Origin of the sequence: Salinicola sp. CPA57, from assembly GCF_003206035.1 — a bacterium.
GTDB classification, from domain to species: domain Bacteria; phylum Pseudomonadota; class Gammaproteobacteria; order Pseudomonadales; family Halomonadaceae; genus Salinicola; species Salinicola socius.
Window position 1 is genome coordinate 466531 of record NZ_PZJR01000003.1, and the last position, 25604, is coordinate 492134.

Here is a 25604-nt window from a genome sequence, read left to right on the forward strand (position 1 = left end):
GTGCAATGGGGCATGTAGCGAGACTCTATTGGGCCGGTTGGGTTTAATACGAAAGAATAACCCCCATCTTACTTTTCCGACCTTTTCACTATCCGATTCAGGAGAACCATCGATGCTGACCGTCATCTTCGGCCGCCCCGGTTGCCCGTTCTGCGTTCGCGCCAAGGAGCTGGCCGAAAAGCTGAAGGAAGCTCGCGAAGACTTCGACTTTCGCTATATCGACATTCACGCCGAAGGCATCACCAAGGCCGATATGGAGAAGACCATCGGCAAACCGGTGGAAACCGTACCGCAGATCTTCGTCGACCAGACGCATGTCGGTGGTTTCACTGAATTCGATCAGTACGTTCAGGACAAGGCCCTGATGCCCGAGAACGCCTGACCGAAGTCGATGTGAGATAGATCCCGGAAGCCGGCCTGTGCCGGCTTCTGTCGTTACTGGCCCGTCCTACCGAACCTGTCCTACCGAACCTGTCTCACCCACTCTGGATAGACCGTGGGCGTCGGTCTCGGCATTGCGGGCGCACGCGACCGCGTCAAGCCGGCGAATAGCCCGAGTCGTCATGTCCCGGCGCCAGGTCCCCTTCCAGATTCAGCTCGTATTGATGAGGTCCGTGGCGGGGATCCAGCTCATTGATGTAGTGGGTCGATTCCACCATCGGCACCAGCGGCATGTAGGGTTCCTGCTCTTCCGGCGCCATGACCGGTTCGCGGCGCCACAGGCGATAGGCGATGAAAGCCGCGAGTCCCAACGCTGCTGCGCCCAGGAACAGCCAAAGTCCATCCGGACCCATGCTATGCATCAGCAGTGATGCGCTGAACGGCCCGACCACCGAACCCACGCCATAACACATCAGGATCTTGGCGTTGGCCTGGATCGTCTCCTCGGGCTCCAGCCAATCGTGGGTGTGGGCCAGGCTCAGCGAGTAAAGCGTGTGCAGCATCGCGGTGTGGAAGCTGGCCACGAAAACCAGCAGCCAGTAACTCGAGCGCGCCGCGAAGACGATCATCACTCCGGAGATCGTCATCACCAGCGCCATGCACAGAATGACCTTGCGCCGATCGAAACGATCCGAGACGCGCCCGAGCGTCCACTGTGCGATCAGTGCCACCAGGGTCGTTATCGACATGAACTTCGCTGTCTGCGCTGTGGTGAGCCCGATCTCCTGCCCATAATATGGCGTCATGGCAAAGAACGCCTGCACCATCAACCCGGCGACGAAGGCCCCTACCAGCCCCACCGGAGCGCGTTTCATCAGTTCGCGCATGGAGATCTTGGCGGACACGTCGTGACTGCTGCGCAAGGGTCCCTGGATGCGATGGATCGACAGCGGTACCAGCGACAGGGCAAACAGCACGCCCGCGATGGAAAACAGCACGAAGGTGCCAGGATCGGCCATGTTCAGCATCCACTGTCCACCTGCCAGCGACAGCGTCGAAATCACCAGATACCACCCCAGCACCCGGCCCCGGTTCTCGTTGGTCGACTCGCCGGACACCCAAGACTCCATCACCATCAACAGCCCCGCCGTCGCCGCGCCGCCGAACAACCGCCAGACCAGCCAGGCCCAAGGATTGACCCACAGGCCATGAAGGATCGCGGTGGCGGACAGCAGCGCCGCACAGGCGGCAAAGACTCGGATATGGCCAACGCTGCGTATGCGTTTTTCGAGCCAGTAGCTGCCGGCAACGAAGCCAAGCGAGAAGCAGGACATGAGCAAGCCTGCCATCTGCGACGGGAACGCCTCCAACGACATGCGCACGCCGAGCAGCGTCATGATCAACCCGTGCCCGAGCAGAAAGCTGATTTCGCAAAGAAACAGAATCGGTAGAGTCGCGGGTAGTGAACGCAACAGAGTCTCCTGGCAGCGACGTTGAAAAATTCAGTCGACGAATGGCATCGATTAGGATCAATGAGCGGTGCTTCGCCGTAACAGGAGGCGAAAGCGCGCGGCAGTCTACCAATTCAAGGGCGATCTTGCCGAGATCATGCAGCATGGTTCTTCGCCGATGGCTGTCACGTCCACGATCTGTGCGCCGATCCGAATTATTCACATCTTCTGTGGATAACACTGTGCATTTCCGGTGGCGAAGCGCAGTGCTCGGCGGTCCCTATCCCTGCTTGTCTTAAATTGGTCAGTTTTTCGTCAATGGCAAATCTCATTCTTTATCGCCAGAGCTGGCTGGTCCCGCCGACTCGCTGTCGTTGCGGGCCGGCATTGTCGTCCGAGCGCTGTGCAGTCTGAAGACATTCCAGTAACATTGAACCCAAGTCATTGATGGAGAATGGCATGTCGACCCTGAAGGGTTGCATCAGCGTCCTGTTGCTGGTTCTCAATACGCTTTTCTGGGGCGTCCCCCTGGTCATGCTGACCGCGGTCAAACTGGTGACGCCCGTTCGGCGCTGGCGTTTGCGCGTGCTCGGCGGGCTGCATTGGGTCGCTCTTGCGTGGATAAGAACCAACAACGTCTGGATTCGGCACTGGATTCATCCACAGATCCGGGCCGACATTCCGGAAACGCTCTCTCGTCGCCAATGGTGGCTGGTCATGGCCAATCATCAGAGCTGGACGGATATCATCGTCATGCTCTACGTGCTGACGGGACGCATGGCTATGCCCAAATTCTTCCTCAAGCGGGAGCTGATCCTTGTCCCGATCGTCGGACTCGCCTGGTGGGCGCTCGAATTCCCCTTCATGCGCCGCTACAGTCGCGAGAAGCTCGCCCGCAATCCCGGGCTGGCCAGGCGGGATCGTGAGGCGACGTTGCGGATGTGCGAACATGCCCGCGAGATGCCGATGACGATCTACAACTTCGTCGAAGGGACTCGATTCACGCAGGAAAAGCAGCGCCAGCAGCAGAGCCCCTACCGCCATCTGTTGCGACCCAAGGCCGGCGGAATCGCCCAGGTCATCGGGCTATTGGGATCGCGTCTGGACGGCATCATCGACGTCACCCTGCATTATCGTCGCGGGACGCCCAACTTCTGGGATTTCCTGTGTGGTCGCGAGCGGGACGTCGCGATCATCGCGAAATGTCTCGACAGACCGGAATGGATGCTGGAGGGGAGCTACGACGATGCTCATTACAAGGAACGTTTCTACACATGGTTGAATTCACGGTGGCAGGAAAAAGACGCGGCGCTCTCCTCCTTCTCCTGGGAGTGATGCTCCTGCTTGGCGGTTGCGCCAGCGGCGGCGGCACCCGTATTGCCGACGGTGGCGGATGGGTGACCGTACAGCGCGGCGACACGCTCGGAAAGATCGCTGATCAGGCCGGAATCCCGCTCCTCCGCCTGCAACGTTTCAATCCAGGGGTGGATTCTCGCCGACTGGCGGTCGGCCAGCGCCTGATGCTGCCGTCGAGCCAGGAACGAGCCCCGGGCGGCGGACCGTACCGATATCAAGTTAGGCGCGGCGATTCGATCTATTCGATCGCACGCCATTTCGGTGCCAATCCCCAGCGTGTCCAGACCGCCAACAGCGGTATCGATCCCGCCGATCTGGCTGTCGGGCAGCTGATTCAGGTGCCGCTCAGTGGCGGTTCATCCGGCGGTACCCGTGCGGCGTCGACACCGGCGGCTTCGAGATCCCTGCCGGACCCCGGCCCGCTTCCCGCGTCGGCTCGCGGATGGCAGTGGCCTCTGGACAATTACGCTATCGAGCGCCGTTTCGGTCGGGATGCCCACGGCACCCTGCAGCCCATGATGATGTCGACACCGGGGCCGGCGGTTGCCAAGGCCACGACCTCGGGCAAGGTTCGATTCGCCAGCGGCATGCGACAGCTGGGCCAGGTGGTGATTCTCCACCACGCCGACAACATGCAGAGCGTCTATGCCTTCTGCGACAAGCTGATGGTCTCCGAAGGACAATCCGTCTCGAGCGGCGCCCCCGTTTGCGAAATCGGCCAGGAGAGCGGCAGTAGCCGCCATCACCTGTTGTTCGATCTTCGTCATGGCGGCAAACCCGTGGATCCCGCGCGCGTGCTACGCTGATTGGCATGTCATGCATTCGTCATCAGCGTGACACATTGACGTCATCGGTACCCCGCAGGATCGAAGACAGGATCAAACACGATCGGCGTCGGACCGGGGATTTCGGCAACTTCGCCGGCGTGGAAGGAGTGGTAACAATGCGTATAGCCCTGGTCAGTGAAACATGGGCGCCGGAGGTCAACGGCGTTGCTCACACGCTTAGCCATCTCGCCAGCCATCTGGTCTCCAAGGGCGTCCTGTTGCAGCTGATCCGCCCCGATCCGGCGGACGCCAAACTCGACCCTTTGGCGGAACGGGATGTCCATGTCCGGGGTATCGCGCTACCGATCTACGCCGACGTACACGTCGGCCTGCCGTGCCGGCGGCGACTGATGCGTCTGTGGCGGCAGGAGCGCCCGGATGCGATTTATATCGCGACCGAAGGGCCACTGGGGTGGTCAGCCCTGAACGCCGCCCGGCGCCTGCAGATTCCGGTCGTCAGCGGGTTTCATACCAATTTCGATCAGTACGCCAGCAACTACCACCTCGGCTGGAGCATCCCCATTGCCCGGCGCGGGTTGCGTTATTTCCACAATCGCTGCGAAGCGACGCTGGTTCCCACCTCGGCCCAGAAACAGACGCTCGAGCGTTCCGGCTATCGCCGTGTCTCGGTGCTGGCGAGAGGCGTCGACGCCGTTCGCTACAACCCGGGACATCGCGATGCCGAACTGAGACGTCAATGGGGGGCTGGCCCCCAGCAGCCCGTGGCGCTTTACGTAGGGCGGTTGGCCGCCGAGAAGAATATCGATCTGCTGGCCGAGACGATGGCCGCCATGCAGCGTGCCAATCCGTCGCTGGTGCAGGTGCTGGTCGGCGATGGCCCTGCCCGCAAGACGATCGCCAGACGCCTGCCGGATGCCATCTTCACCGGTTTCCAAACCGGCGAAGCGCTTGCCAGCCATTACGCCAGCGCGGACATGTTCATCTTTCCCTCGCTATCGGAAACCTTCGGCAATGTGGTACCGGAAGCCATGGCCAGCGGGCTCGCGGTGGTGGCTTTCGATCACGCCGCGGCCAAGGAACTGATAACCGACGGTGTCGATGGACGCCTGATCGCACCGGAGGGAAATCAGGATTTCATGGATGCGGCCAGCGAACTCTGCCGCCAGCCGGCGTTTTACGCCCGCCTGGGACGCCAGGCGCGTCAACGAGCCTCGGGCCTGAGTTGGGCCCATATCGGTGACCGCTTTCTTGCCCATCTGATTCAGGTCCAGGGAACTCAACATGCCGCCACGCATTCCACGTCCCACGTTTGAGCAGCTGGACCGCGCCGAAAGCCGGCTCAGCCACTGGTTGGCGGAATTCTCCCGTCATACCCCGACGCTCTGGCTGTTTCGCGTCGTCAGTCGACTTGGCGACTGGCCAGCCTGGGTCGCGTTCGCCTTGATCCAACCCCTGCTGCACGGGAATCAAGGCTGGCTGATCGCGGCACACTGGGGTCTTACCGCCAGCGTGGCAGCCCTGATATATCGTCTTCTCAAGACTCGACTGTGTCGCGAGCGCCCCTACATCACGTTTACCACGATTCGTTGCACGATGCCGCCGGTCGACCGCTACAGCTTCCCCAGCGGGCATACATTGCATGCCGTGATGTTCAGTTGCCTGATTGGCGCTACCAGCCCGCAGCTACTGCCTGTCGTGCTTCCTCTCGCTGGCCTGATCGCAGTCTCGCGCGTCGTGCTGGGACTGCACTACGTCAGCGACGTCATCGTCGGCGCGCTGATCGGGGCGATCCTGGCCTGGTGCAGCGGGCTTGCCGCTCTGTTCATCTGGGGCTGAAGGCCATCGTCATGCCCGATCCCGATAACAGCGAATGGCAACAGATTGAAGACTCTCCCCTGCTGGCTTTACACCCGCACTTCCTATCGACCGACGGAGCCTCACGTCTCCACGATGCACTCGATAACGAGATCGAGTGGGAGTCTCCCACCCTGCGACTCTACGGCCGGCAGCACACCATTCCTCGATCCCAATGCTGGATGGGAGACAGTGACGCCCGCTATCGCTACTCCGGCCGCACGTTCCAGCCGCGATCATGGCATCCGCTGGTCGAGAGGCTACGCGATCGGGTTCAGCGGAGCTTGCGGGCTCACGACTTGCCCGTTACCGAATTCAACAGCGTGCTGCTGAATCGCTACGCGAGTGGCGAGCAACGCATGGGCTGGCACAGCGACGACGAGCCGGAACTTGGTGAGAATCCCATCGTGGCCTCGGTATCGCTCGGCAGTGAGCGCCCTCTCCGGTTTCGGGAAAAAGCGGGTGCCGTTCGAGGCGCGTTCAACGTCTGGCTACCCCATGGCAGCCTTCTGCTGATGGGCCCCGGCGCCCAGACTCGATGGCAGCACGCGCTGGCGCCACGCGCCATCGAGGGTAGCCGCATCAACCTCACCTTCCGCCGCATCGTCTAGCGCTTCACCCGACGGCCATTCCCCTGGCTCTTCAACGAGATCTGCAGGACCGATAGCTGCAGGACCGAGATCAGCCCCCTGGCAGGGGTGATGACAAGTCCAGACAAAACGCCTCCCGCTTCAGGGAGGCGTCACCAATATAACGGTATAAATGATGACCTGGACTTTTCTCAGACAGATCGATTCGGCTCTTTGCGATGCATGCCGGCGTTAGCTTCGGTGGCCATTAACCCCGAAAGTAGTTAGCCGCCACGAAAGGCATTGAGCTGATCACCATCGGCAGGCGCTTGCCACGAACATCGGCGTAGAGCGTCGCGCCTTTCTCGGCCGCTTCGATGACGACGTACGCCATGGCGACGGGCGCCCCGACACTAGGGCCGAAGCTACCCGACGTGACGCGCCCGACTTCCCTATCGTCGGCGTCAAATAAGGTGGCTCCCTCTCTGACCGGCGCCCGACCTTCGCCAATCAGTCCGACCCGACGGCGACGATGATCCTTGGCCTGCAACTGATGGAGCACCATATCGGCCCCAGGGAAGCCGGCTTCGCGCTCGCCTCCGACTCGCCTCGATTTACCGACGGCCCAGGAAAGACTCGCTTCGACAGGTGTCGTGGTGGTGTCGATATCGTGGCCGTACAGGCACAGACCGGCCTCGAGACGCAACGAATCGCGCGCACCCAGTCCGATCGGCTCGACTTCCGGCTGGTCGAGGAACCATCGTGCCAGCGCTTCGGCTGCCTCGGCCGGCACCGAGATCTCGAAACCGTCCTCACCGGTATATCCGCTACGACTGACCCATATTTCATGGCCCATGACGTCGAAGCGAGCATGCTGCATGAATACCAGTTCGCAGGCAGCCGGACACAGACGCTGCATGACGTCCCGCGCTTGCGGGCCTTGCAGTGCCAGCAGCCCGCGATCCAGAGTTTCGACATCATGGCCGGTACCCAGACCGGTGCGCATCAATGCGATGTCCTGATCCTTGCATGCCGCGTTGACGACCACGTAGAGCGAGTCGCCGTGATTGACGATCATCAGGTCATCCAGAACGCCGCCCTCGCTATTGGTGAACAGTGCGTAACGTTGGCCACCTTCGGCCAGCCCGACCACATCGGCAGTGACCAGGGTTTCCATCGCCTTGGCAGGAGAGGGGCCGGTCACCTTCACCTGCCCCATATGGGAGACATCGAACAGACCACAGGCCTTGCGCGTGTGCTCGTGCTCCTTCTTGACGCCAAGCGGATACTGCACGGGCATGCTGTAGCCGGCGAACGGCACCATCTTGCCACCGAGCTCCTGATGCAGCGCGAACAGCGGGGTCTGTTTCATAGTCGACATCGATGTCTCCAGTTAAGGGCAGATTGAAGCATTCATGCTTACCGGTCGCGATCTTCCAGCGCCTCGCCCGGCAGCACCGTCTTGCCGGCGAAGTGATCGCGAGTCAGTTTGAAAACGACCGGCGACAGCAACGCCAGAGCAATCAGGTTGGGGATCGCCATCATCGCATTGAAGGTGTCCGCCACCAGCCAGATCAAGTCCAGTTTCGCCATCGCACCGATCGGCACCGCCAGCACGAACAGGATCCGATACAGCAGGATAGCCCGATCGCCAAACAGATACTGAAAGCACTTCTCGCCGTAGAACGACCAGCCCAGGATCGTGGTGAAAGCGAATATCGACAAGGCAATCGCCACGATGTGCTGCCCCACGCCCGGCAAGGCACTATCGAACGACAACGACGTCAACGCCGCACCACTCTCGCCATCCAGCCAGTGTGTCGAAGTCAGGATCACCAGGGCCGTCATGGTGCAGACGACAAGGGTATCGATGAAAGTCCCCAGCATGGCAATCAATCCCTGACGCACCGGGTTGCGCGTCTGAGCTGCAGCATGGGCGATGGGTGCGCTCCCGAGACCGGCCTCGTTGGAAAAGATCCCCCGCGCCACGCCGAAACGAATGGCTGCTGCTACCGCGGCACCGGCAAAACCGCCGCTGGCCGCGATCGGCTGAAACGCATGCGTGAAAATCGTACCCAATGCGCCACCAATCTGATCGGCGCTGATGATCAATACGACCGCGCCCGCCGCGAAATATGCCACGGCCATCAAAGGCACCAGTTTGCCGGCAACACTGGAAATACGCTTGATGCCCCCCAGAATGACCGCGCCGGCAAGTACCATGATGATGACGCCGGTCAGCCAGGCCGGAACACCAAACGACGTCGTCAGCGCATCCGCCACCGAGTTGGCCTGGACGGTATTGCCGATCCCGAACGCCGCCACGGCGCCAAAGAACGCAAACATTCCGCCCAACCAGGCCCAGCGCTTGCCCAGGCCATTTCGGATGTAATACATCGGCCCGCCGACGTGATCGCCATTGGAATCCGTCTGACGGTAACGCACCGCCAGTACCGCCTCGGCGAATTTCGTTGCCATTCCGACCAAGGCGGTCAACCACATCCAGAACACCGCACCCGGTCCACCGAGCGCAATGGCCGTGGCAACACCAGCGATATTGCCAGTGCCGATCGTCGCCGATAGCGCCGTCATCAGTGCATTGAACGGGGATATCTCACCTTCGTCATGGCTATCAGCGTCGCTGCGGCGTCCGCGCCATAACAGGCTGAAGCCGAGCCCAAGCTTGCGAATGGGCAGCAACTTGAGGCCCAGCTGTAGATAGATGCCGACGCCGAATAGCAGGATCAGCATCAGCGGGCCCCAGACCACACCGTTGATAGCGCTGAATATCGTGTTGAGTTGGTCCACGTCGAACTCCATTATCGCGTTATTGTTGCTGTCGAACGGGCTAACGTGTGCGTTGATTGCCGCGAACGATCTCTAAAGGTCAAAACGGGGCAACGATAGAGGATTCAACTACGTATTCACAATTATCCCAAAGCATTCATCCAGTATCATTCAGCGCCTGTCGGCGCTTGACGCCACCTTAGCGAATGGCGCCGGTGTTTCCAATAAGAAACCCGTGCCTTGGACCATCGGCGCCGTATCGTGAAGGCCTTGAACGTGATCGCTTGAACTGGCAACTGAAGACACCGCCTGGCAGAGAGGGATCGCCCGCCTCAGAGGCCGAGTCAACCGGGCATGGCGGAGAACGGCATTGCGAGACTGGACGTTTTTTGGATCTAGGCTCAATCTAGTAGCGCTAATCCCATCAGGCAGAGCGGGAAGCAGGTGAGGCTATGCCAATCGCTGCGGTATTGATGCATAATACTCACCAAAATTCCCCGTTCCGAAAATTGTTTCGTATAGGAAACCCTCATGAGCGACATTCCCAACAACCTGCTCTACACCGACAGCCACGAATGGGTGCTCGACAACGGTGATGGCACCGTCACCGTCGGTATCACCGATCACGCCCAGGAAGCGTTGGGTGACGTGGTCTTCGTCGAATTGCCGGAAGCGGGTCGCGAACTGGATGCGGGCGACGAGTTCGGTGTCATCGAATCGGTCAAGGCTGCATCCGACCTCTACTCTCCACTGGCGGGCGAAATCGTCGAGGTCAATGAGGCGCTGGAAGATAGCCCGGAGACCGTCAACGATTCCCCCTACAGTGACGGTTGGTTGCTCAAGCTGCAGCTGGCGGATCAGGCCGATCTGGAATCGCTGATGTCGGCAGAAGCCTACAACGAGCTGGTCGCCGCCGAGGAAGATCAGAACGACTGAGCGGCGCGCTTCCATCGTCTTCGCGTCCTGACCGTTCGGTGGCGATCACCACCGAGCGGTTTCCTCCCTCCCCTGCCCATTCCGCCGGATAGATTATGCCCACCGAGACTCGACCGTTAACCGAACTGGCCAACCACGCCGACTTCCTTCAGCGCCATAACGGCCCGGACCATCATGATGTCACCGAGATGCTCAAGGCGCTCGACATGCCGTCGCTGAAGACGCTGATCGACCGTACCATCCCCAAGGGGATCCGTCTCGAAGGGGATCTGGCGCTGGACGGACCGCGTGGCGAGTCGGAGGCACTGGACTACCTGCGTGGCCTGGCACGGCAGAACAAGGTGTTCAAGAGCTATATCGGCCAAGGCTACTATCCGACGCACCTACCGGCGGTGATACAACGCAACGTGCTGGAAAATCCGGGCTGGTACACGGCCTATACGCCGTACCAACCGGAAATTGCACAGGGCCGTCTCGAAGGACTGCTCAACTTCCAGCAGATGGTGATGGACCTGACCGGCATGGCGATCGCCAACGCATCGCTGCTGGATGAAGCGACGGCGGCAGCAGAAGCGATGGCGCTGTGCCGGCGCTCGAACAAGAAGCACAAGAGCCAGCGCTTCTTCGTCGCCGACAACGTGTTGCCGCAGACGCTCGACGTGCTGCGTACCCGCGCGGCCTACCTTGGCTTCGAACTGGTCGTGGCCCCCGCAGCGCAACTGGCAAATGAAGACGTGTTTGGCGCCCTGCTCCAATACCCCGGCATCGATGGCGAGGTCGGCGATATCGAGAGCGTCGTCGCCGATGCGCGGTCGCGCCAGATCATGACCTGCGTGGCGGCGGATCTGATGAGCCTGGTTCTGCTCAAGGAACCCGGCGCCATGGGCGTGGATATCGTTTTGGGCAACTCCCAGCGTTTCGGCGTGCCCATGGGTTACGGTGGCCCTCATGCCGCCTTTTTCGCGACCAGCGAAGCGCTCAAGCGTTCGCTGCCGGGTCGCGTCATCGGTGTCTCCAAGGACAGCCGCGGGCGCCCGGCGCTGCGCATGGCGATGCAGACCCGCGAGCAGCACATCCGCCGCGAGAAGGCGACCTCCAACATCTGCACCGCGCAGGCACTGCTGGCGAACATCGCGGGCTTCTACGCGGTCTACCACGGTGCCGAAGGCCTGCAGACCATCGCCGGTCGCATTCACCGTCTGACAACGCTGCTGGCCACGGGTCTCAAGCGACATGGCATCGCTCTCAAGCACGACAGCTGGTTCGACACGCTGACATTGACCGGCATCGACAGTCATCGAATCCAGGGGCGGGCCCTGACCCGCGAGATCAACCTTCGCTATTCCGCCGACGGCGAAGTCGGCGTCAGTCTCAACGAGACCACGACCGCCGCCGATCTGGCAGTCCTGTTCGACGTGCTGATCGGGGAAGAGCACGGCCTGTCCGTGAGCGAGCTCGATCGAGAAGCCGTCGAGCAGAGCGCCAGCGGGATCCCGGCTGACTATCGTCGCGACAGCGAGTTCCTTCAGCATCCCAATTTCCAGCGCTTTCGCAGCGAGACCGAGATGCTGCGCTATCTCAAACGCCTGGAAAACCGCGACCTGTCATTGACTCACGCGATGATCCCGCTGGGCTCGTGCACCATGAAGCTGAACGCGACCAGTGAAATGATCCCGATCACCTGGCCGGAATTTGCCGACATCCACCCGTTCGCGCCCAGCGAGCAGACGTCCGGCTATCGCCAGATGATCACCGAGCTCAGCGACTTCCTGATCGAGATCACCGGCTATGACAATATCTCGATGCAGCCCAACTCCGGCGCTCAGGGCGAATATGCCGGTCTGGTCGCCATTCGTCGCTATCAGGCCGCCGTGGGTGAAGGCCATCGCGACATCTGCCTGATCCCGAGCTCGGCCCATGGCACCAACCCCGCTTCCGCCGCCATGGCGCAGATGAAGGTGGTCGTGGTCGAGTGCGATCGAGACGGTAACATCGACATGGCCGATCTCGAGGCCAAGGCTGCCAAGCACCGGGACAACCTCTCGGCGATCATGCTGACCTACCCTTCGACCCACGGCGTGTTCGAGGAGAATATCCGTCAGGCCTGTCAGCTCGTTCATGACAACGGCGGGCAGGTCTACATCGACGGCGCCAACATGAATGCCCAGGTCGGCCTGTGCCGACCCGGCGACTACGGCGGCGACGTCTCGCATCTCAACCTGCACAAGACGTTCTGCATTCCGCATGGCGGCGGCGGCCCGGGCATGGGCCCTATCGGCGTCAAGGCGCATCTCGCACCCCATCTGCCCAATCATGTCGTGACGCCGCAGGAAGGCATCGAGAAGGATTCCGGCGCCGTCTCGGCGGCAGCTTTCGGCAGCGCCTCGATCCTGCCGATCTCCTGGGCCTACATCAAGATGATGGGGGCTCGCGGACTGCGTGAAGCGACCGAGCTGGCCATCCTCAATGCCAATTACATCGCCAGGCGCCTGCAGGCGCACTACCCGGTGCTCTACCAGGCTGCCAACGGCACGGTGGCCCACGAGTGCATTCTCGATATGCGTCCGCTCAAGGCAGCGTCGGGCATCAGCGAAGAAGATATCGCCAAGCGCCTGATGGACTATGGCTTTCACGCGCCGACGATGTCCTTCCCCGTCACCGGAACCCTGATGGTCGAGCCTACCGAATCCGAATCGCGCTATGAACTGGATCGTTTCTGCGATGCCATGATCGCCATTCGTGAGGAAATTGCCAGGGTCGAGTCCGGCGAATGGCCGAAGGATTCCAACCCGCTGGTGCTGGCACCCCACACCATGGCCGACGTGACCGAAGAGACCTGGGAGCGCCCCTACTCGCGCGAACGGGCAGCCTTCCCCACCGAAGCCGTGCGTGATGCCAAGTACTGGCCAGCCGTCAATCGGGTCGATAACGTGTTCGGAGATCGCAACCTGATCTGCAGCTGCCCGCCGATCGACGCCTACCGGGACGTGTCGTAGGCTCGAACCTGAACCGATGAAACGTGGAACGGCCGCTCAGTGAGCGGCCGTTCTGTTTTCCAACCCGCTTTCAGTGGTATGGGAAGCGTGGATAGCTAGCACCGGCAGCGGCCCACCCAGCCCCGACAAGTCAGGTCAGGTCAGGTCAGGTCAGGTCGTTTCCAGCGTGGGAAGCTCGCTATAGCCGTAGAGGGAATTGAGCCGCTGCTGGCGGAACGACTCCAGCAACTGACGATAACGCTTGGGCAATTCGACGTCCGTCCGCGATACCAGGTGCAGCGTCTCGTAGACCGGCTGATCCAGCGTCATCTCCTTGACCTGGCGCTGCCATGGCGACGTCTCCAGCACCGGGCGGGAAACCACCGTAAATCCCAGCCCGCGGGCTACCGCATCCAGCACTTGCCCCACCTCGTTGGTAAATCCCTGACGCGGAAAATGGCTCATGCTGCGGAACTCGCTGCCGAAGTTGCTCCGCAGTACCAGGCTCGCATTGGTGTTGCCGTCGTTGTAATTGACGAATCCCAACGCCAGCAGCTCACCGAGCGTGGTCCCCGTGAAATCCGCGGGCACCACCAGGCACAGCGGCTCCTGATGCCAGGCCTCGAAGCGCAGATCAGGATGCTTGCTGGTCTCGGTAACGATGCCAATGTCGTAGCGACCCGCCGCGACGTCCTGCGCGATTTCATGATTGAACGCGAAGCTGTAGTTGACCGTCAGACCCGGGTGCATCTGCTGATAACCCAGCAGAAATGGGTAGAACATCAGCCCCACGCTACCCGGAGAAGCAATGCGACATTCGCCGCTATCCGGCGAATCATCGTCCAGCGAGTGACGAAAATGCTCGTGCTCTGCAAACAGCTTGACCGCGTAGTCATATGCTCGGCGACCGGGATCGGTCAGCGAGAAGCGTCGACCATGGCGATTGAGCAGAGAGCGTCCGAGATACTCCTCGAGCTTGCGCACATGTTGACTGACACCGGGCTGGGTCATATCGAGCTTGCGCGCGGTCTGGGTGAAGCTTCCCGTCTCGACGAGCATCATGTAAGTACGAAAATACTGGGCGTTGAACATGGAAACGCGGATCACTCACGCTGTACGGCAGTAAAAGCGTCTCGACTCGGCGTGTTCCGCAGGCCGCCTTGCGATAACGCCCCGTTGTCGGCTAACGACTTTCCAATCATAGCAATTTATGGGCAGAGCCGCATCCCGCCAGAAGTGCCTGTACCGGCGGGCGCCCCCCACTGCGACGATCAGTCGCTCATGTTAGCATTGGCAGGCTCTCACTCAGGATTGAAAACCCTATGTCTGATCCCTTTGCGCAGCGCGCCAAGGCCGTGCAGCAAACCCTACTCGTGATGGAACAGAACGCCGCCGACGGCGAACTGTTCGCGCTGGGCTACATGATTCCGCAAATCGCTCTGGTACAGGAGATGGCCGAATACGACCCGGCCGAAGTCGACGCCGACGATTTCGATGCGACCTACTGGCAGTGGCTGGAGAGCACCTTCGCGCAGGACAACATGAGCGATGCCGATCAAGAGCAGATTGCCCAACTCTGGCAAACCGCTGCCGCTCGCGCCGATCTCTGAATCACCGTTATCTATTTTCATGAGGATGTCGTCCATGCCTGAGACGCTATCAACCATCGTGTCCCCCGAGGGTAGTCTCGAGGTGCTGTCCCAATCCGAAGTCAATCGACTGCGCGACACGTCGACGAGCGGGCTTCACGATCTGGTCAGGCGCTGTGCGCTGGCCATTCTCAACTGCGATACCCCTACCGACGACGGCCTGGCGGTCATGGAAGCCTACAAGGACTTCGACATCGAGGTTCTGCAACAGGATCGCGGCATCCGTCTCAAGCTATCCAATGCACCAGCCTGCGCCTTCGTGGACGGGCGAATGATCCGAGGCGTGCGGGAGCAGCTGTCCGCCGTGCTGCGCGATATCGTCTACGTCTACAACGAGATCCAGAGCACGCCCAAGTTCGACCTCGAGACCAACGAAGGCGCCACCAACGCGGTATTCCACATCCTGCGTAATGCCCGGACGCTGCGCACGGCGCAGGAACCGAGCATGGTGGTCTGCTGGGGCGGCCACTCGATTACTCGCGAAGAGTATGACTATACCAAGGCCGTGGGCTACCACATGGGTCTGCGCGGACTGGACATCTGCACGGGTTGCGGTCCGGGCGCCATGAAAGGACCGATGAAGGGCGCCAACCTGGCCCATGCCAAGCAGCGGCGCAAGGACAGCCGTTATCTGGGGATTTCCGAACCCGGCATCATTGCCGCCGAGTCGCCCAACCCGATCGTCAACGAACTGGTGATCATGCCGGATATCGAAAAGCGGCTCGAAGCCTTCGTCCGCATCGGTCACGGCATCGTTGTATTTCCGGGCGGCGTTGGCACCGCGGAAGAGATTCTGTATCTGCTCGGCATTCTGATGCACCCGGATAACCGCGACATCCCTTTCCCGGTCATCTTTACCGGTCCGGAGAGCGCGCGCGAGTATTTCCAGCGTATCGATGAGTTTTTGCGTTACACCCTGGGCGAGGAAGTCGGCCGCCATTATCGTATCGTCGTGGACGATCCAATCACGGTTTCCCGACTGATGCGGGATGGCATTCAGGAAGTTGCCGAATTTCGCCGCGAACAGAACGATGCGTTCTACTTCAACTGGCGACTCAACATCGAGCGCGGGTTCCAGCAGCCCTTCGAACCGACACACGAAGCGATGGCAGCACTGGCGCTTCATCACGATCAACCCAATCACTCGCTGGCCGCCAATCTGCGTCGAGCGTTCTCGGGAATCGTCGCCGGCAACGTCAAGGAACCCGGCATTCGCGCCATTGCGGCACGAGGCCCTTTCCGATTGCACGCCGAACCTGAACTGATGTCTCGTCTGGATGCGCTGTTGACGTCGTTCGTGGCCCAGGGTCGCATGAAACTTCCCGGCGCCGAGTACGTGCCCTGCTATACCCTAGGCTGAGTTGCACGCTCGACCGCCGAGGTACATCCTCGGCGGTCGAAGCACGATATGCCATCGACGCAATCGCGGAGCCCGGTGGCTCGGCCAAGCGATCCTGGAGACCAGAACAGTCATCGCGAAACGAATACGGCGGGCCCATGGCCCGCCGTATTCAATGGTATCTCTCAGCGACGTCGCCGCCAGAGTCGACTGATCACGTGCAGTAGCAGACCCAGCGCCGCACCTTGCGACAGGATCACCGACCAGTGATCCGACGCCACATCGACCCAGTGCCACGCGCCGATCAGAACACAGCCAATCAGCAGGCAACCACCCAGCTGCTTGATCGCGCTCGGGCACAGCTCTCGTTGCGTCGGCGCCATCAGACGCCAGAAACCGATCAGGGCCACCGCGACCGCGGCTGCCAGTATCACCAGCAACGTCAAGCGCGTCGAATCATGCTGATACCAATAACGCGGCAGCGACAGCAGCATCACCACGCACAGGCCCAGCAGCGTACTCCAGCGCGTAGCTGTCAACGTTCGTGCAGCCGCCGGTGAACGCAGCTCCGTCATGTCGCGAGCCCCTCGGCCTCGATCCACCCCTCTACCCAGGGAATGGCAGCATCATCCGCCATGAAGGTTTCCATCGCGTCGATCTCGAGACGCTCACCCAGACGTTGGCCGCCAAGGTCGGCGAGTATCTCGTCCAACGCCCTGCCGGAGCCGCAGAAGGTATCCCCATAGGAGCTGTCGCCCAACGCGATCAAACCATAGCGCAGAGCGCCGAGACTCGGCGACTGCGACTTCAGCTCCCGCACGAACGGAACGAAATCACCCGGGAAATCACCACTTCCGGTCGTGGAGACGCAGAATAACGCGAGATCCGGGGTATCGTCGGTCAGGTCTTTCAAGCTGGGTTGTTCGATGACCACGACATCATAACCCGCCTGTTCGAATAACGGCGAAACCTGTTCCGCGACATCCAGGGCACCACCATAAACGGTACCGACGACAATCTTTAGCTTGGGCATAACACTCAGTCAGCAATTGATTTGCGCGGGAGCTTAGCATATCCCGCCCACCGGCCTCACGCGACAGGGCCTGAAACACGACCGCCTGCCAGCGTCAGCTGACAGGCGGTATATGATGGATCACGGGCCGACTCAATCTTCCTGCAGTTCGCCGTCGAAGCTCTCTACCTTGGCCTTGAGTTTCTGGCCGGGGCGAAAAGTGACGACTCGCCGCGCGGAGATCGGGATCTCTTCCCCGGTCTTGGGATTGCGTCCGGGTCTCTCCCGCTTGTCTCGCAGATCGAAATTACCGAACCCGGAGAGTTTCACCTGCTCGTTCTCGCGCAGACAGCCGCGAATTTCCTCGAAGAACGTTTCCACCATGTACTTGGCCTCTCGCTTGGAGAAACCCAGTTCGGTGTGAAGATGCTCCGCAAGCTCAGCTTTCGTCAGCGCTCCCATGATCGCTCCCTTCGCGCAGGATGACAGATCAACTTCGCAGTCTGGCACCGAAGCGCGCTTGCGCGACTTCCACCACGTCTGCGATTAACTGATTGATTTCCTCGTCATTGAGAGTGCGCGAAGGATGCTGCCAGGTCAAGCCCAGGGCGATGCTCTTGTCACCATCGTCCACCCCTTTTCCTCGATAGACATCGAACAACTGCCATTGTGTCAGCCAGTCGCCGGCCCGACTTCGAATGCTCTCGATCAGCGGGGCGATCTCGACATCTTCCCGAAGCACGAATGCCAGATCCCGGCGTACCTCGGGATATCGTGACAGCGGCTCGAACTTGGGAATGACACCCTGGGTCAGCGCTGCCTGCTCCACTTCGAAGACGTAGACCTCAGGCTTGATATCGAGCTGAGCGCGAATCCCCGGATGCAAGGCCCCGAGCCATCCGACCACCTGACCATCACGGCAGAGGCTCGCGGAACGCCCCGGATGCAGCGCAGGATGTGCAGCCGGAACGAAGGTCCATTCCTCGGCGTTGCCACCCAACGCGATCAGGCTCTCCAGGTCGCCTTTCAGATCGTAGAAATCGACCGAATCGCGTCGAGAAGACCAGCCCTCGACGTCCCGGGTTCCACAAATCAGACCACCGAACATGGACGTCTGAACCAACTCGTCCAGTTCACCCTGAAATACCAGCCCGGTCTCGAACAGCCGCACGCGATGCTGCTGACGGTTGAGATTATGGGTCAGCGCTTTGATCAACCCTGGAAAGAGGCTGTGCCGCATCACCGACATGTCGCTGGAAATCGGATTGGCCAGTGTCGGCGAAACACCATTCGGAATGATCAATGCCTGAAGTTCCGGCGACACGAAGCTGTAGGTCACCGCCTCCTGATAACCGCGAGACACCATGTGGCGGCGCAGACGACGCAGCGGCCGAGTCGCCTCGTCGTCGGCCTTCAGCCCGAGGCGCGCCTGCGGGCGGCGTACCGGCAGCCGGTTATAGCCGTGAAGACGAGCGATCTCCTCGATCAGGTCCTCCTCGATGGAGATGTCGAAACGCCAGCTGGGGATCTGCACGCGCCAGCTCTGGCCCGGCGCGGAACTGGCCATCCCCAGCGATCGGAAGATACGGTGAATCTCCTCGTCGGGCAGACGAACGCCGAGGCAGGCAGAGAGGCGCTCCCGACGCAGTTCGACATCCGCGCGCCGGGGCAGATGCGCCGGCTGCCTCACTTCGGTGATAGGCCCCGGGGAGCCGCCAACGATGGCAGTCAGCAGCTGGGTAGCCCGCTCCATCGCCGGACGCGTGATATCCGGATCCACGCCTCGCTCGAAGCGGTGCGATGCATCCGTGTGCAGGCCAAAGTCACGAGCCTTGCCAGCGACGGCAAGCGGTGAAAAGTAGGCGGCCTCCAGAAACAGGTTGCGCGTCTCGCCAGTGACGCCGGTCGCCTCGCCGCCCATGACACCGGCGATAGCCAGCGCCCGATCATGATCGGCAATGACCAGCGTATCCTCGTTCAGCACCACGTCCTGACCATCGAGCAGCGTGAGCCGCTCACCGGCATGCGCTCGGCGAACCTGGATCCCGCCCTTCAAGGCATCGAGATCGAAGGCGTGCATCGGCTGGCCCAGCTCGAGCATGACGTAATTGGTCACATCGACTGCCGGGTCGATGCTGCGAATCCCGCCGCGACGCAGACGCTCACGCATCCACAGCGGTGTGCTCGCCGAGGCGTCGACATCACGAATGATCCGTCCCAGATACCGCGGACACCACTCGCTGTCGCTCACTTCGACCGCGAATTGGGCGTTGTTGCGCGCGGCGATCGGAGCGATGCTCGGCTCGATCACCTTGGCGCCCGTCACACACCCGACCTCGCGAGCGATGCCGCGAAGACTGAGGCAGTCCCCTCTGTTGGGGGTCAGGTCTACTTCGATCGTGTGATCATCCAGTTGCAACCAGGCCCGAAAATCCTTCCCGACGGGAGCATCGCCCGGCAACACGTAGATACCTTCCGAGCGCCCTTCCTCCAGACCGAGCTCGGAGGCGGAACAGATCATCCCGCAGGATTCCACCCCACGCAGCTTGGCTCGCTTGATCTTGAAGTCGTCGGGGAGCACCGCACCAACCCGAGCGAAAGGCACCTTCTGACCGATATCGACATTGGGGGCGCCGCAGACGACCTGAACGCGCTCGCCCGAACCGTCATCGACCTGGCACACATTGAGCTTGTCAGCATCGGGGTGCGGTGCTTTGGCAACCACCGTTGCCACGACAACCCCCTGGAAAATGGCGCCGACCGGCTCGATGCCGTCGACTTCCAGACCGGCCATGGTAATCGCGTCTGCCAGCGCCTGCGTACCGAGCGCCGGTGATACCCACTCGCGCAGCCACGCTTCGGAAAACTTCATCTTGATACTCCTTGACTGGGCGAGGGGCTCAGTTGAACTGACGCAAAAAACGCAGATCGTTATCGAAAAACAGCCGCAGATCGTTCACCCCGTAGCGCAGCATCGCGAGGCGCTCGGCGCCCATGCCGAAGGCGAAACCGGTATAACGCTCGGCATCGACGCATGAATGACGAAAGACTTCCGGATGGACCATGCCGCACCCCATCACTTCGAGCCAGCCACTGTGCGAGCAAACCCGACACCCGTTGCCCTGGCACATCACGCACTGAATATCGACCTCGGCCGAGGGTTCGGTGAACGGGAAATAGGAGGGCCGGAAGCGCACATCCAGATCATCCCGCTCGAAGAATGCCTGGAGAAAATCAGCGATCGTGCCTTTCAGATCCGCAAAACTGACGCCTTCATCGACCAGCAACCCTTCCACCTGATGAAACATCGGAGTGTGGGTCAGATCGGAATCGCTGCGATAGACCCGCCCGGGGCAGACGATCCGAATAGGGGGTTGCTGTGACTGCATGGTGCGCACCTGCACCGGCGACGTGTGCGTGCGCAACAGGCGCGTGGCATCGAAATAGAAGGTGTCCGCCATTCCACGAGCCGGGTGATGCGCAGGAATGTTCAGCGCTTCGAAGTTATGAAAATCGTCCTCGATTTCCGGTCCGAAGGCGACCTCGAAGCCAATATGCTGGAACAGCGATTCGATCCGCTCCAGTGTCCTGGTCACGGGATGCAAGCCACCGTTGGCCTCGCCCCGGCCCGGCAGGGTGACATCGATTCGTTCGGCTTCGAGCTGGGCCTGCATCGCCGCCTGCTCGATCACATGCCGGCGATGTTCCAGCTCGTGTTGCAGGGCTTGCTTGGCCTCGTTGATGCGCTCGCCGGCAGCCGGTCGTTCCTCGGGCGATAGCTGGCCCAGGCCTTTGAGCAAGGCCGTGATCTCGCCTTTCTTGCCCAGAAAACGCACGCGCACCTGATCGAGCGCCTGGGCGTCTTCAGCCGCGGCGATCGCCGCTTTCGCCTCATTGACCAGGGCGGGAAGATGATCCATCCGTCGAGCTCCGCTTGTCGTTCGTTACGTAGCGCCGTCGGTCAGGAACGACGCGGCGGTGCAATATAAAAAAACAGGGGAAGAGCAGCTGCTCTTCCCCTGATCGGTCACATCACTCATCACCCCGAAGGGCAAAAGTTGACCTGCTATGCAGCTTTGGCTTTTTCTACGATGGCAGCGAACGCCGCTTTCTCGTGAACGGCCAAATCAGCCAGCACCTTACGGTCGATCTCGATGCCGGCCTTTTTCAGGCCCGCCACGAAACGGCTGTAAGACATGCCATTGACGCGGGCAGCCGCATTGATACGCGTGATCCACAGCGCGCGGAACTGACGCTTCCGCTGACGACGGTCACGATATGCATACTGACCCGCTTTGATGACAGCCTGTTTGGCAACGCGGAAGACGCGCGAACGCGCACCGTAGTAACCCTTGGCCTGCTTCATGATCTTCTTGTGACGACGACGTGCGACGACACCACGCTTGACGCGAGACATAGTACTCTCCTGACGTTAAAGACTGACGACCAAGTGTTACAGGTTGGGCAGCATGCGAGTGACGAGCTGCTTGTCGGCAGCGTGCACCTGCTTCATCCCGCGCAGCTGACGCTTACGCTTGGTGGACTTCTTGGTCAGGATGTGACTACGAAAAGACTGCTTGTGCTTGAAGCCGTTACCAGTCTTCTTGAAGCGCTTCGCAGCGCCACTGTTGGTCTTGATTTTCGGCATGGGAAAAACTCCACTCCGCTTTTTTTAGAAAACCCGAGGCCGAAAGCAGCAAGCGTTTCGCTGGCCACTTTCCGTTCGACTTGCCTGCGGATCACTTCTTCTTGGGCGCAAGAATCATGATCATCTGCCGGCCTTCCATCTTGGGGAAGGATTCGACAGCAGCCAGCTCTTCCAGATCGGCGGCAATCCGTTCCATCAGTCGACGACCGATATCCTGGTGTGCCATTTCGCGACCACGGAAACGCAGCGTGACCTTACCCTTGTCGCCACCTTCGAGGAAACGTATCAGGTTTTTCAGCTTGACCTGATAGTCGCCCTCGTCCGTACCAGGCCGGAATTTCACTTCCTTGACCTGGATCTGTTTGGTTTTCTTCTTCTGAGCAGACTTCTGCTTCTTCTGCTCGAAGAGGAACTTGCCGTAGTCCATGATTTTACAGACGATAGGATCGGCATTGGAAATCTGAACGAGATCCATTCCGGCTTCCTCGGCGCGTTGAAGCGCCTCCTGCATGGGAACCACTCCCAACTGTTCACCCTCGGCATCGATGAGGCGAACTTCGTCTGCATGAATACGGTCATTAATGGGCGCGCGCTTTTCCTGAGGGCGCCCGCGCTGATTATTACGCTTGATCGTTAGATCTCCATCTGGCGATTAACGTTGCTGCTCCGGACGGTTGGCCTGCTGGAGTTGCGCTATCAGCGCATCCACAGCTACCGACCCTAGATCCTCACCGGACCGAGTCCGTACTGCAACGGCACCCGATTCGACTTCCTTATCACCGACAACCAGCAGATAAGGAATCTTCTGCAGCGTATGCTCGCGAATTTTAAAGCCGATCTTCTCATTCCTCAAGTCCGACTCGACCCGGAAACCCGCTTCACGCAGGGTTTTTGTGAGATTTTCGGCATAATCACGCTGAGCATCCGTGATATTGAGTACTACAGCCTGGACCGGGGACAACCATAGAGGCAAGGCCCCAGCGTAATGTTCGATCAGAATACCGACGAAACGTTCCATCGAACCGACAATGGCTCGATGCAGCATCACTGGAATCTGCCGCGATCCGTCTTCGGCGACGTATTGCGCTCCCAGCCGGCCGGGCATCATGAAGTCGACCTGCATGGTGCCGACCTGCCACTCCCGCCCCAGGCAATCCTTCATGTGATATTCGATCTTGGGACCATAGAACGCCCCCTCGCCCGGCAGCTCCTGCCACTCGACGTCACAGTTGCCCAGTGCGGCGCGCAGCGCGTCCTCGGCGCGATCCCATGTGTCGTCGCTACCCAGACGCTTGTCAGGCCGCAGCGCGATCTTTACGGCAATGTCCTCGAACCCGAAGTCACCGTAGACCTGAAGCGCCTGGCGGTGAAACGCCGTCACTTCGGGTTCGATCTGCCCTTCGGTGCAGAAGACATGGCCATCGTCCTGCGTGAATGCGCGGACTCGCATGATACCGTGCAATGCCCCTGAAGGCTCGTTGCGATGGCAGCCGCCAAACTCGCCATAGCGAATCGGCAATTCACGGTAGCTACGCAGCCCGGAATTGAAAACCTGAACGTGTCCGGGACAATTCATCGGCTTCAGCGCGTACTCACGCTTTTCCGATTCGGTGAAGAACATGTTCTCCGCATAGTTATCCCAATGCCCGGACTTCTTCCAGAGCGACACGTCCATGATCTGGGGGCACTTGATTTCCTGGTATCCGCTGCGCTTGTAGACGCCGCGCATGTACTGTTCGACGACCTGCCACAACGTCCACCCGCGCGGATGCCAGAACACCATTCCCGGCGCTTCTTCCTGCATGTGGAAGAAGTCGAAGCGACGAGCCAGCTTGCGGTGATCGCGTTTCTCGGCTTCCTCAAGTCGCAGCAGATAAGCCTTGAGGGCCTTCTTGTCAGCCCACGCGGTGCCGTAAATTCGCGTCAGCATGGGTTTCGATGCATCACCTCGCCAATAAGCCCCCGCTAGCTTGGTAAGCTTGAAAGCCTTCAGGAATCGCGTGTTCGGCACGTGGGGGCCGCGGCACATGTCGATATATTCCTGGTGATGATAGAGACGAATGGTCTCTCCTTCGGGAATACCTTCGACGATCTCCTGCTTGTAAGGCTCTTCTCTTGAAGCGAACGTGGAAAGCGCGTCAGCTCTCTCGACGTACTCCCGAACGACATCGTATTCGAGATCGATCAGCGACTTCATCCGGGCCTCGATCTTCTCCAGATCCTCGGAGGAGAGAGACTCTTCGAAATCGATATCGTAATAAAAGCCGTCTTCGATGACCGGACCAATAGCCATCTTGGCCGTCGGGTACAACTGTTTGATCGCATGTCCCAGCAAATGCGCACAGGAGTGGCGGATGATTGCCACCCCCTCTTCATCGCGCGCGGTCACGATTGCCACTTCCGCGTCATGATCAATGATATCGGCTGCATCGACCTCGACGCCATCGATCCTGCCGGCGATGCACGCCTTGGCGAGCCCGGGACCAATGGATTCGGCCAACTGCATGACACTCAGAGGCTCTTCGAAAGTTCTTTGACTGCCGTCAGGCAGCGTCACAATAGGCATGAAAACATCCTTACGCTCAGTGGTGATCTATACCAAGGATCACATGAGCTCATTTAAGAAGCTGAAGTATCTCTTTTGCGATCGGCCTGCATACGGGCAGGCCAACTGATGTGTGCGAGACATGAAAAATACCACCCGGCGGCAACCGCGGGAGCAGTAGACTATCAGCGAAAAGACGGCTTTGCCATCCAGGAGGAGTGGTCAGGCCCGCAGAGATCTGGTGCAGCTGCGAACGATATGGCTGCGAACCAGATAGATACGAACCAGGTAGATGCGAACCAGGTAGATGTGAACCAAGTAGATGCGAACCAGGTAGTCACAAACAATGAGGGCGCCCGAAGGCGCCCTCATGGTCACGTCAACCGTGTGTCGGGAAAGCTTATTCCCACTCACCCAGTTCGACGCGACGGTTCTGAGCACGGCCTTCAGCAGTATCGTTGCTGGCAACCGGCTGCTCTTCACCGTAACCGATAGTGGTGATGTTAGCACCAGAGAAACCCTTGCTAACCAGGTAGGATTTCACGGAATCGGCACGACGCTGAGACAGCTCCTTGTTGTAGGCAGCCGGACCAACAGAGTCCGTGTGGCCTTCAAGGCGGATGCGCAGCTGGTCGTTGGCCATCAGCTTCTCGGACACGCCATCCAGAATGGATTCGGCGCTGGGGGTCAGCTTGGCAGAGTCGAATTCGAAGTTGACGTCGCGCAGGACGAGGTCTTCTTCACAACCCAGCGAGTTGACTTCGGCACCAGCCGGAGTGTTCGGGCACTGATCCTGATAGTCCGGCACGCCGTCACCATCGGAATCCAGCGGGCAGCCCTGGGCGTTTACTTCAACACCGGCCGGCGTTCCCGGGCACTGATCCATGTAGTCAGGCACGCCGTCACCATCGGTGTCGAGCGGGCAACCAACGGCATCGACCGCTACGCCAGCAGGCGTGTTCGGGCACTGGTCACGATCGTCAGGCACGCCGTCGCCGTCGCTGTCCATGACGTCCGAAGAGTAGTCGGCGCACAGCAGGGCGCCGGCTGTCGCGCCAGCGACGCCGCCAATTGCGGCACCAGTATCTTCATCGGAATCACTGCTAGTGGCGTAACCAACGCCACCACCGATCAGGCCGCCGGCAATGCCGCAGACGAACGGGGATTGATACCAAGCCTGGTCGGACGAGCTGCCAGTAGATTCCATACCGGAACTGGCACAACCAGAAAGACCGACTACCAGAGCAGAACCTAGTAGCAAGCCAGTCGTTGATTTTTTCATGTAAGACTCCTTCTTAACACAGCGCTAGTCGT

24 protein-coding genes are annotated in these 25604 nt (G+C 60.3%); 10 read left to right on the forward strand and 14 right to left on the reverse strand.

Going from position 1 to position 25604, the window contains the following annotated elements; genetic code table 11:
* Positions 1-112: 112 nt before the first annotated feature.
* On the forward strand, positions 113-382 hold the full coding sequence (locus tag DOM36_RS04455; RefSeq protein ID WP_075568681.1) for a GrxA family glutaredoxin: 270 nt from the start codon (positions 113-115) through the stop codon (positions 380-382).
* A 154-nt stretch (positions 383-536) separates the two neighbouring features.
* Here DOM36_RS04455 and DOM36_RS04460 read toward each other — a convergent pair whose 3' ends face one another.
* Complete coding sequence (locus DOM36_RS04460) at positions 537-1853, reverse strand: MFS transporter (protein ID WP_075568680.1); 1317 nt, start codon at positions 1851-1853, stop codon at positions 537-539.
* A gap of 438 nt (positions 1854-2291) precedes the next feature.
* Here DOM36_RS04460 and DOM36_RS04465 point away from each other — a divergent pair, with 438 nt between their 5' ends.
* The 5 genes from DOM36_RS04465 (at position 2292) to DOM36_RS04485 (ending at position 6441) form a co-directional block, all read left to right on the forward strand.
* Positions 2292-3167, forward strand: a complete 876-nt coding sequence (locus DOM36_RS04465) for an acyltransferase (protein ID WP_075568679.1) — start codon at positions 2292-2294, stop codon at positions 3165-3167.
* Positions 3107-3994 carry a M23 family metallopeptidase gene (locus DOM36_RS04470; protein WP_083941470.1) on the forward strand — a complete coding sequence of 296 codons (888 nt, stop codon included), beginning with the start codon at positions 3107-3109 and terminating at the stop codon, positions 3992-3994. Before DOM36_RS04465 ends, DOM36_RS04470 begins: the two co-directional genes overlap by 61 nt.
* Positions 3995-4131: 137 nt before the next feature.
* Positions 4132-5289: a glycosyltransferase family 1 protein gene (locus DOM36_RS04475; RefSeq protein WP_110641526.1), complete on the forward strand. Its 1158-nt coding sequence runs from the start codon at positions 4132-4134 to the stop codon at positions 5287-5289.
* Positions 5258-5812 (forward strand): phosphatase PAP2 family protein, encoded by a 555-nt coding sequence (locus DOM36_RS04480; RefSeq protein ID WP_075568677.1) that lies wholly within the window; start codon positions 5258-5260, stop codon positions 5810-5812. The genes DOM36_RS04475 and DOM36_RS04480 overlap by 32 nt, the downstream gene beginning before the upstream one ends.
* 11 nt (positions 5813-5823) lie before the next feature.
* Entirely contained in the window at positions 5824-6441 is a 618-nt protein-coding gene (locus DOM36_RS04485) for an alpha-ketoglutarate-dependent dioxygenase AlkB (RefSeq protein WP_075568676.1), read from the forward strand.
* Positions 6442-6667: 226 nt separating this feature from the next.
* Here DOM36_RS04485 and gcvT read toward each other — a convergent pair whose 3' ends face one another.
* Together gcvT and DOM36_RS04495 are read right to left on the reverse strand one after the other, a co-directional pair.
* Positions 6668-7780: a glycine cleavage system aminomethyltransferase GcvT gene (gene gcvT, locus DOM36_RS04490; RefSeq protein WP_075568675.1), complete on the reverse strand. Its 1113-nt coding sequence runs from the start codon at positions 7778-7780 to the stop codon at positions 6668-6670.
* A gap of 38 nt (positions 7781-7818) precedes the next feature.
* Positions 7819-9207, reverse strand: a complete 1389-nt coding sequence (locus tag DOM36_RS04495; RefSeq protein ID WP_110641917.1) for a sodium:alanine symporter family protein — start codon at positions 9205-9207, stop codon at positions 7819-7821.
* 510 nt (positions 9208-9717) lie between these two features.
* On the opposite strand from DOM36_RS04495, the gene gcvH reads away from it, so the two are divergent.
* Together gcvH and gcvP are read left to right on the forward strand one after the other, a co-directional pair.
* Positions 9718-10122: a glycine cleavage system protein GcvH gene (gene gcvH / locus DOM36_RS04500; RefSeq protein ID WP_075568674.1), complete on the forward strand. Its 405-nt coding sequence runs from the start codon at positions 9718-9720 to the stop codon at positions 10120-10122.
* 95 nt (positions 10123-10217) lie between these two features.
* The gene (gcvP, locus tag DOM36_RS04505) at positions 10218-13118 is read left to right on the forward strand and encodes an aminomethyl-transferring glycine dehydrogenase (protein WP_110641528.1); all 2901 of its coding nucleotides are present in this window, start codon (positions 10218-10220) and stop codon (positions 13116-13118) included.
* 150 nt (positions 13119-13268) lie between these two features.
* Here gcvP and DOM36_RS04510 read toward each other — a convergent pair whose 3' ends face one another.
* A complete protein-coding gene (locus DOM36_RS04510) occupies positions 13269-14189 on the reverse strand; it encodes a LysR family transcriptional regulator (protein WP_075568672.1) in 921 nt (306 codons plus the stop codon).
* Between the two features lie 230 nt (positions 14190-14419).
* Between DOM36_RS04510 and DOM36_RS04515 the strand changes: the two genes are divergently transcribed.
* Together DOM36_RS04515 and ppnN are read left to right on the forward strand one after the other, a co-directional pair.
* The gene (locus DOM36_RS04515) at positions 14420-14707 is read left to right on the forward strand and encodes a YfcL family protein (protein ID WP_075568671.1); all 288 of its coding nucleotides are present in this window, start codon (positions 14420-14422) and stop codon (positions 14705-14707) included.
* A gap of 34 nt (positions 14708-14741) precedes the next feature.
* Positions 14742-16106, forward strand: coding sequence for a nucleotide 5'-monophosphate nucleosidase PpnN (gene ppnN / locus DOM36_RS04520; protein ID WP_110641530.1), 1365 nt, complete (start codon positions 14742-14744; stop codon positions 16104-16106).
* Between the two features lie 164 nt (positions 16107-16270).
* Here ppnN and DOM36_RS04525 read toward each other — a convergent pair whose 3' ends face one another.
* From DOM36_RS04525 to DOM36_RS04570, 10 genes are all read right to left on the reverse strand, one after another.
* Positions 16271-16660 (reverse strand): hypothetical protein, encoded by a 390-nt coding sequence (locus DOM36_RS04525; protein ID WP_083941929.1) that lies wholly within the window; start codon positions 16658-16660, stop codon positions 16271-16273.
* Complete coding sequence (locus tag DOM36_RS04530; RefSeq protein WP_075571029.1) at positions 16657-17118, reverse strand: flavodoxin domain-containing protein; 462 nt, start codon at positions 17116-17118, stop codon at positions 16657-16659. The genes DOM36_RS04525 and DOM36_RS04530 overlap by 4 nt, the downstream gene beginning before the upstream one ends.
* A gap of 132 nt (positions 17119-17250) precedes the next feature.
* Positions 17251-17559 carry an integration host factor subunit alpha gene (gene ihfA / locus DOM36_RS04535; RefSeq protein WP_075563798.1) on the reverse strand — a complete coding sequence of 103 codons (309 nt, stop codon included), beginning with the start codon at positions 17557-17559 and terminating at the stop codon, positions 17251-17253.
* Positions 17560-17587: 28 nt separating this feature from the next.
* Positions 17588-19969, reverse strand: a complete 2382-nt coding sequence (gene pheT, locus DOM36_RS04540; protein WP_110641533.1) for a phenylalanine--tRNA ligase subunit beta — start codon at positions 19967-19969, stop codon at positions 17588-17590.
* Between the two features lie 28 nt (positions 19970-19997).
* A complete protein-coding gene (gene pheS, locus DOM36_RS04545; RefSeq protein WP_075571027.1) occupies positions 19998-21017 on the reverse strand; it encodes a phenylalanine--tRNA ligase subunit alpha in 1020 nt (339 codons plus the stop codon).
* A gap of 146 nt (positions 21018-21163) precedes the next feature.
* On the reverse strand, positions 21164-21514 hold the full coding sequence (gene rplT / locus DOM36_RS04550) for a 50S ribosomal protein L20 (RefSeq protein WP_075571026.1): 351 nt from the start codon (positions 21512-21514) through the stop codon (positions 21164-21166).
* 36 nt (positions 21515-21550) lie between these two features.
* A complete protein-coding gene (gene rpmI, locus DOM36_RS04555) occupies positions 21551-21745 on the reverse strand; it encodes a 50S ribosomal protein L35 (protein ID WP_075571025.1) in 195 nt (64 codons plus the stop codon).
* 91 nt (positions 21746-21836) lie between these two features.
* Entirely contained in the window at positions 21837-22376 is a 540-nt protein-coding gene (infC, locus tag DOM36_RS04560) for a translation initiation factor IF-3 (protein ID WP_075563794.1), read from the reverse strand.
* A 21-nt stretch (positions 22377-22397) separates the two neighbouring features.
* A complete protein-coding gene (thrS, locus tag DOM36_RS04565) occupies positions 22398-24311 on the reverse strand; it encodes a threonine--tRNA ligase (RefSeq protein WP_075571023.1) in 1914 nt (637 codons plus the stop codon).
* 379 nt (positions 24312-24690) lie between these two features.
* Positions 24691-25572, reverse strand: a complete 882-nt coding sequence (locus DOM36_RS04570; RefSeq protein ID WP_075571022.1) for an OmpA family protein — start codon at positions 25570-25572, stop codon at positions 24691-24693.
* Positions 25573-25604 lie beyond the last annotated feature (32 nt).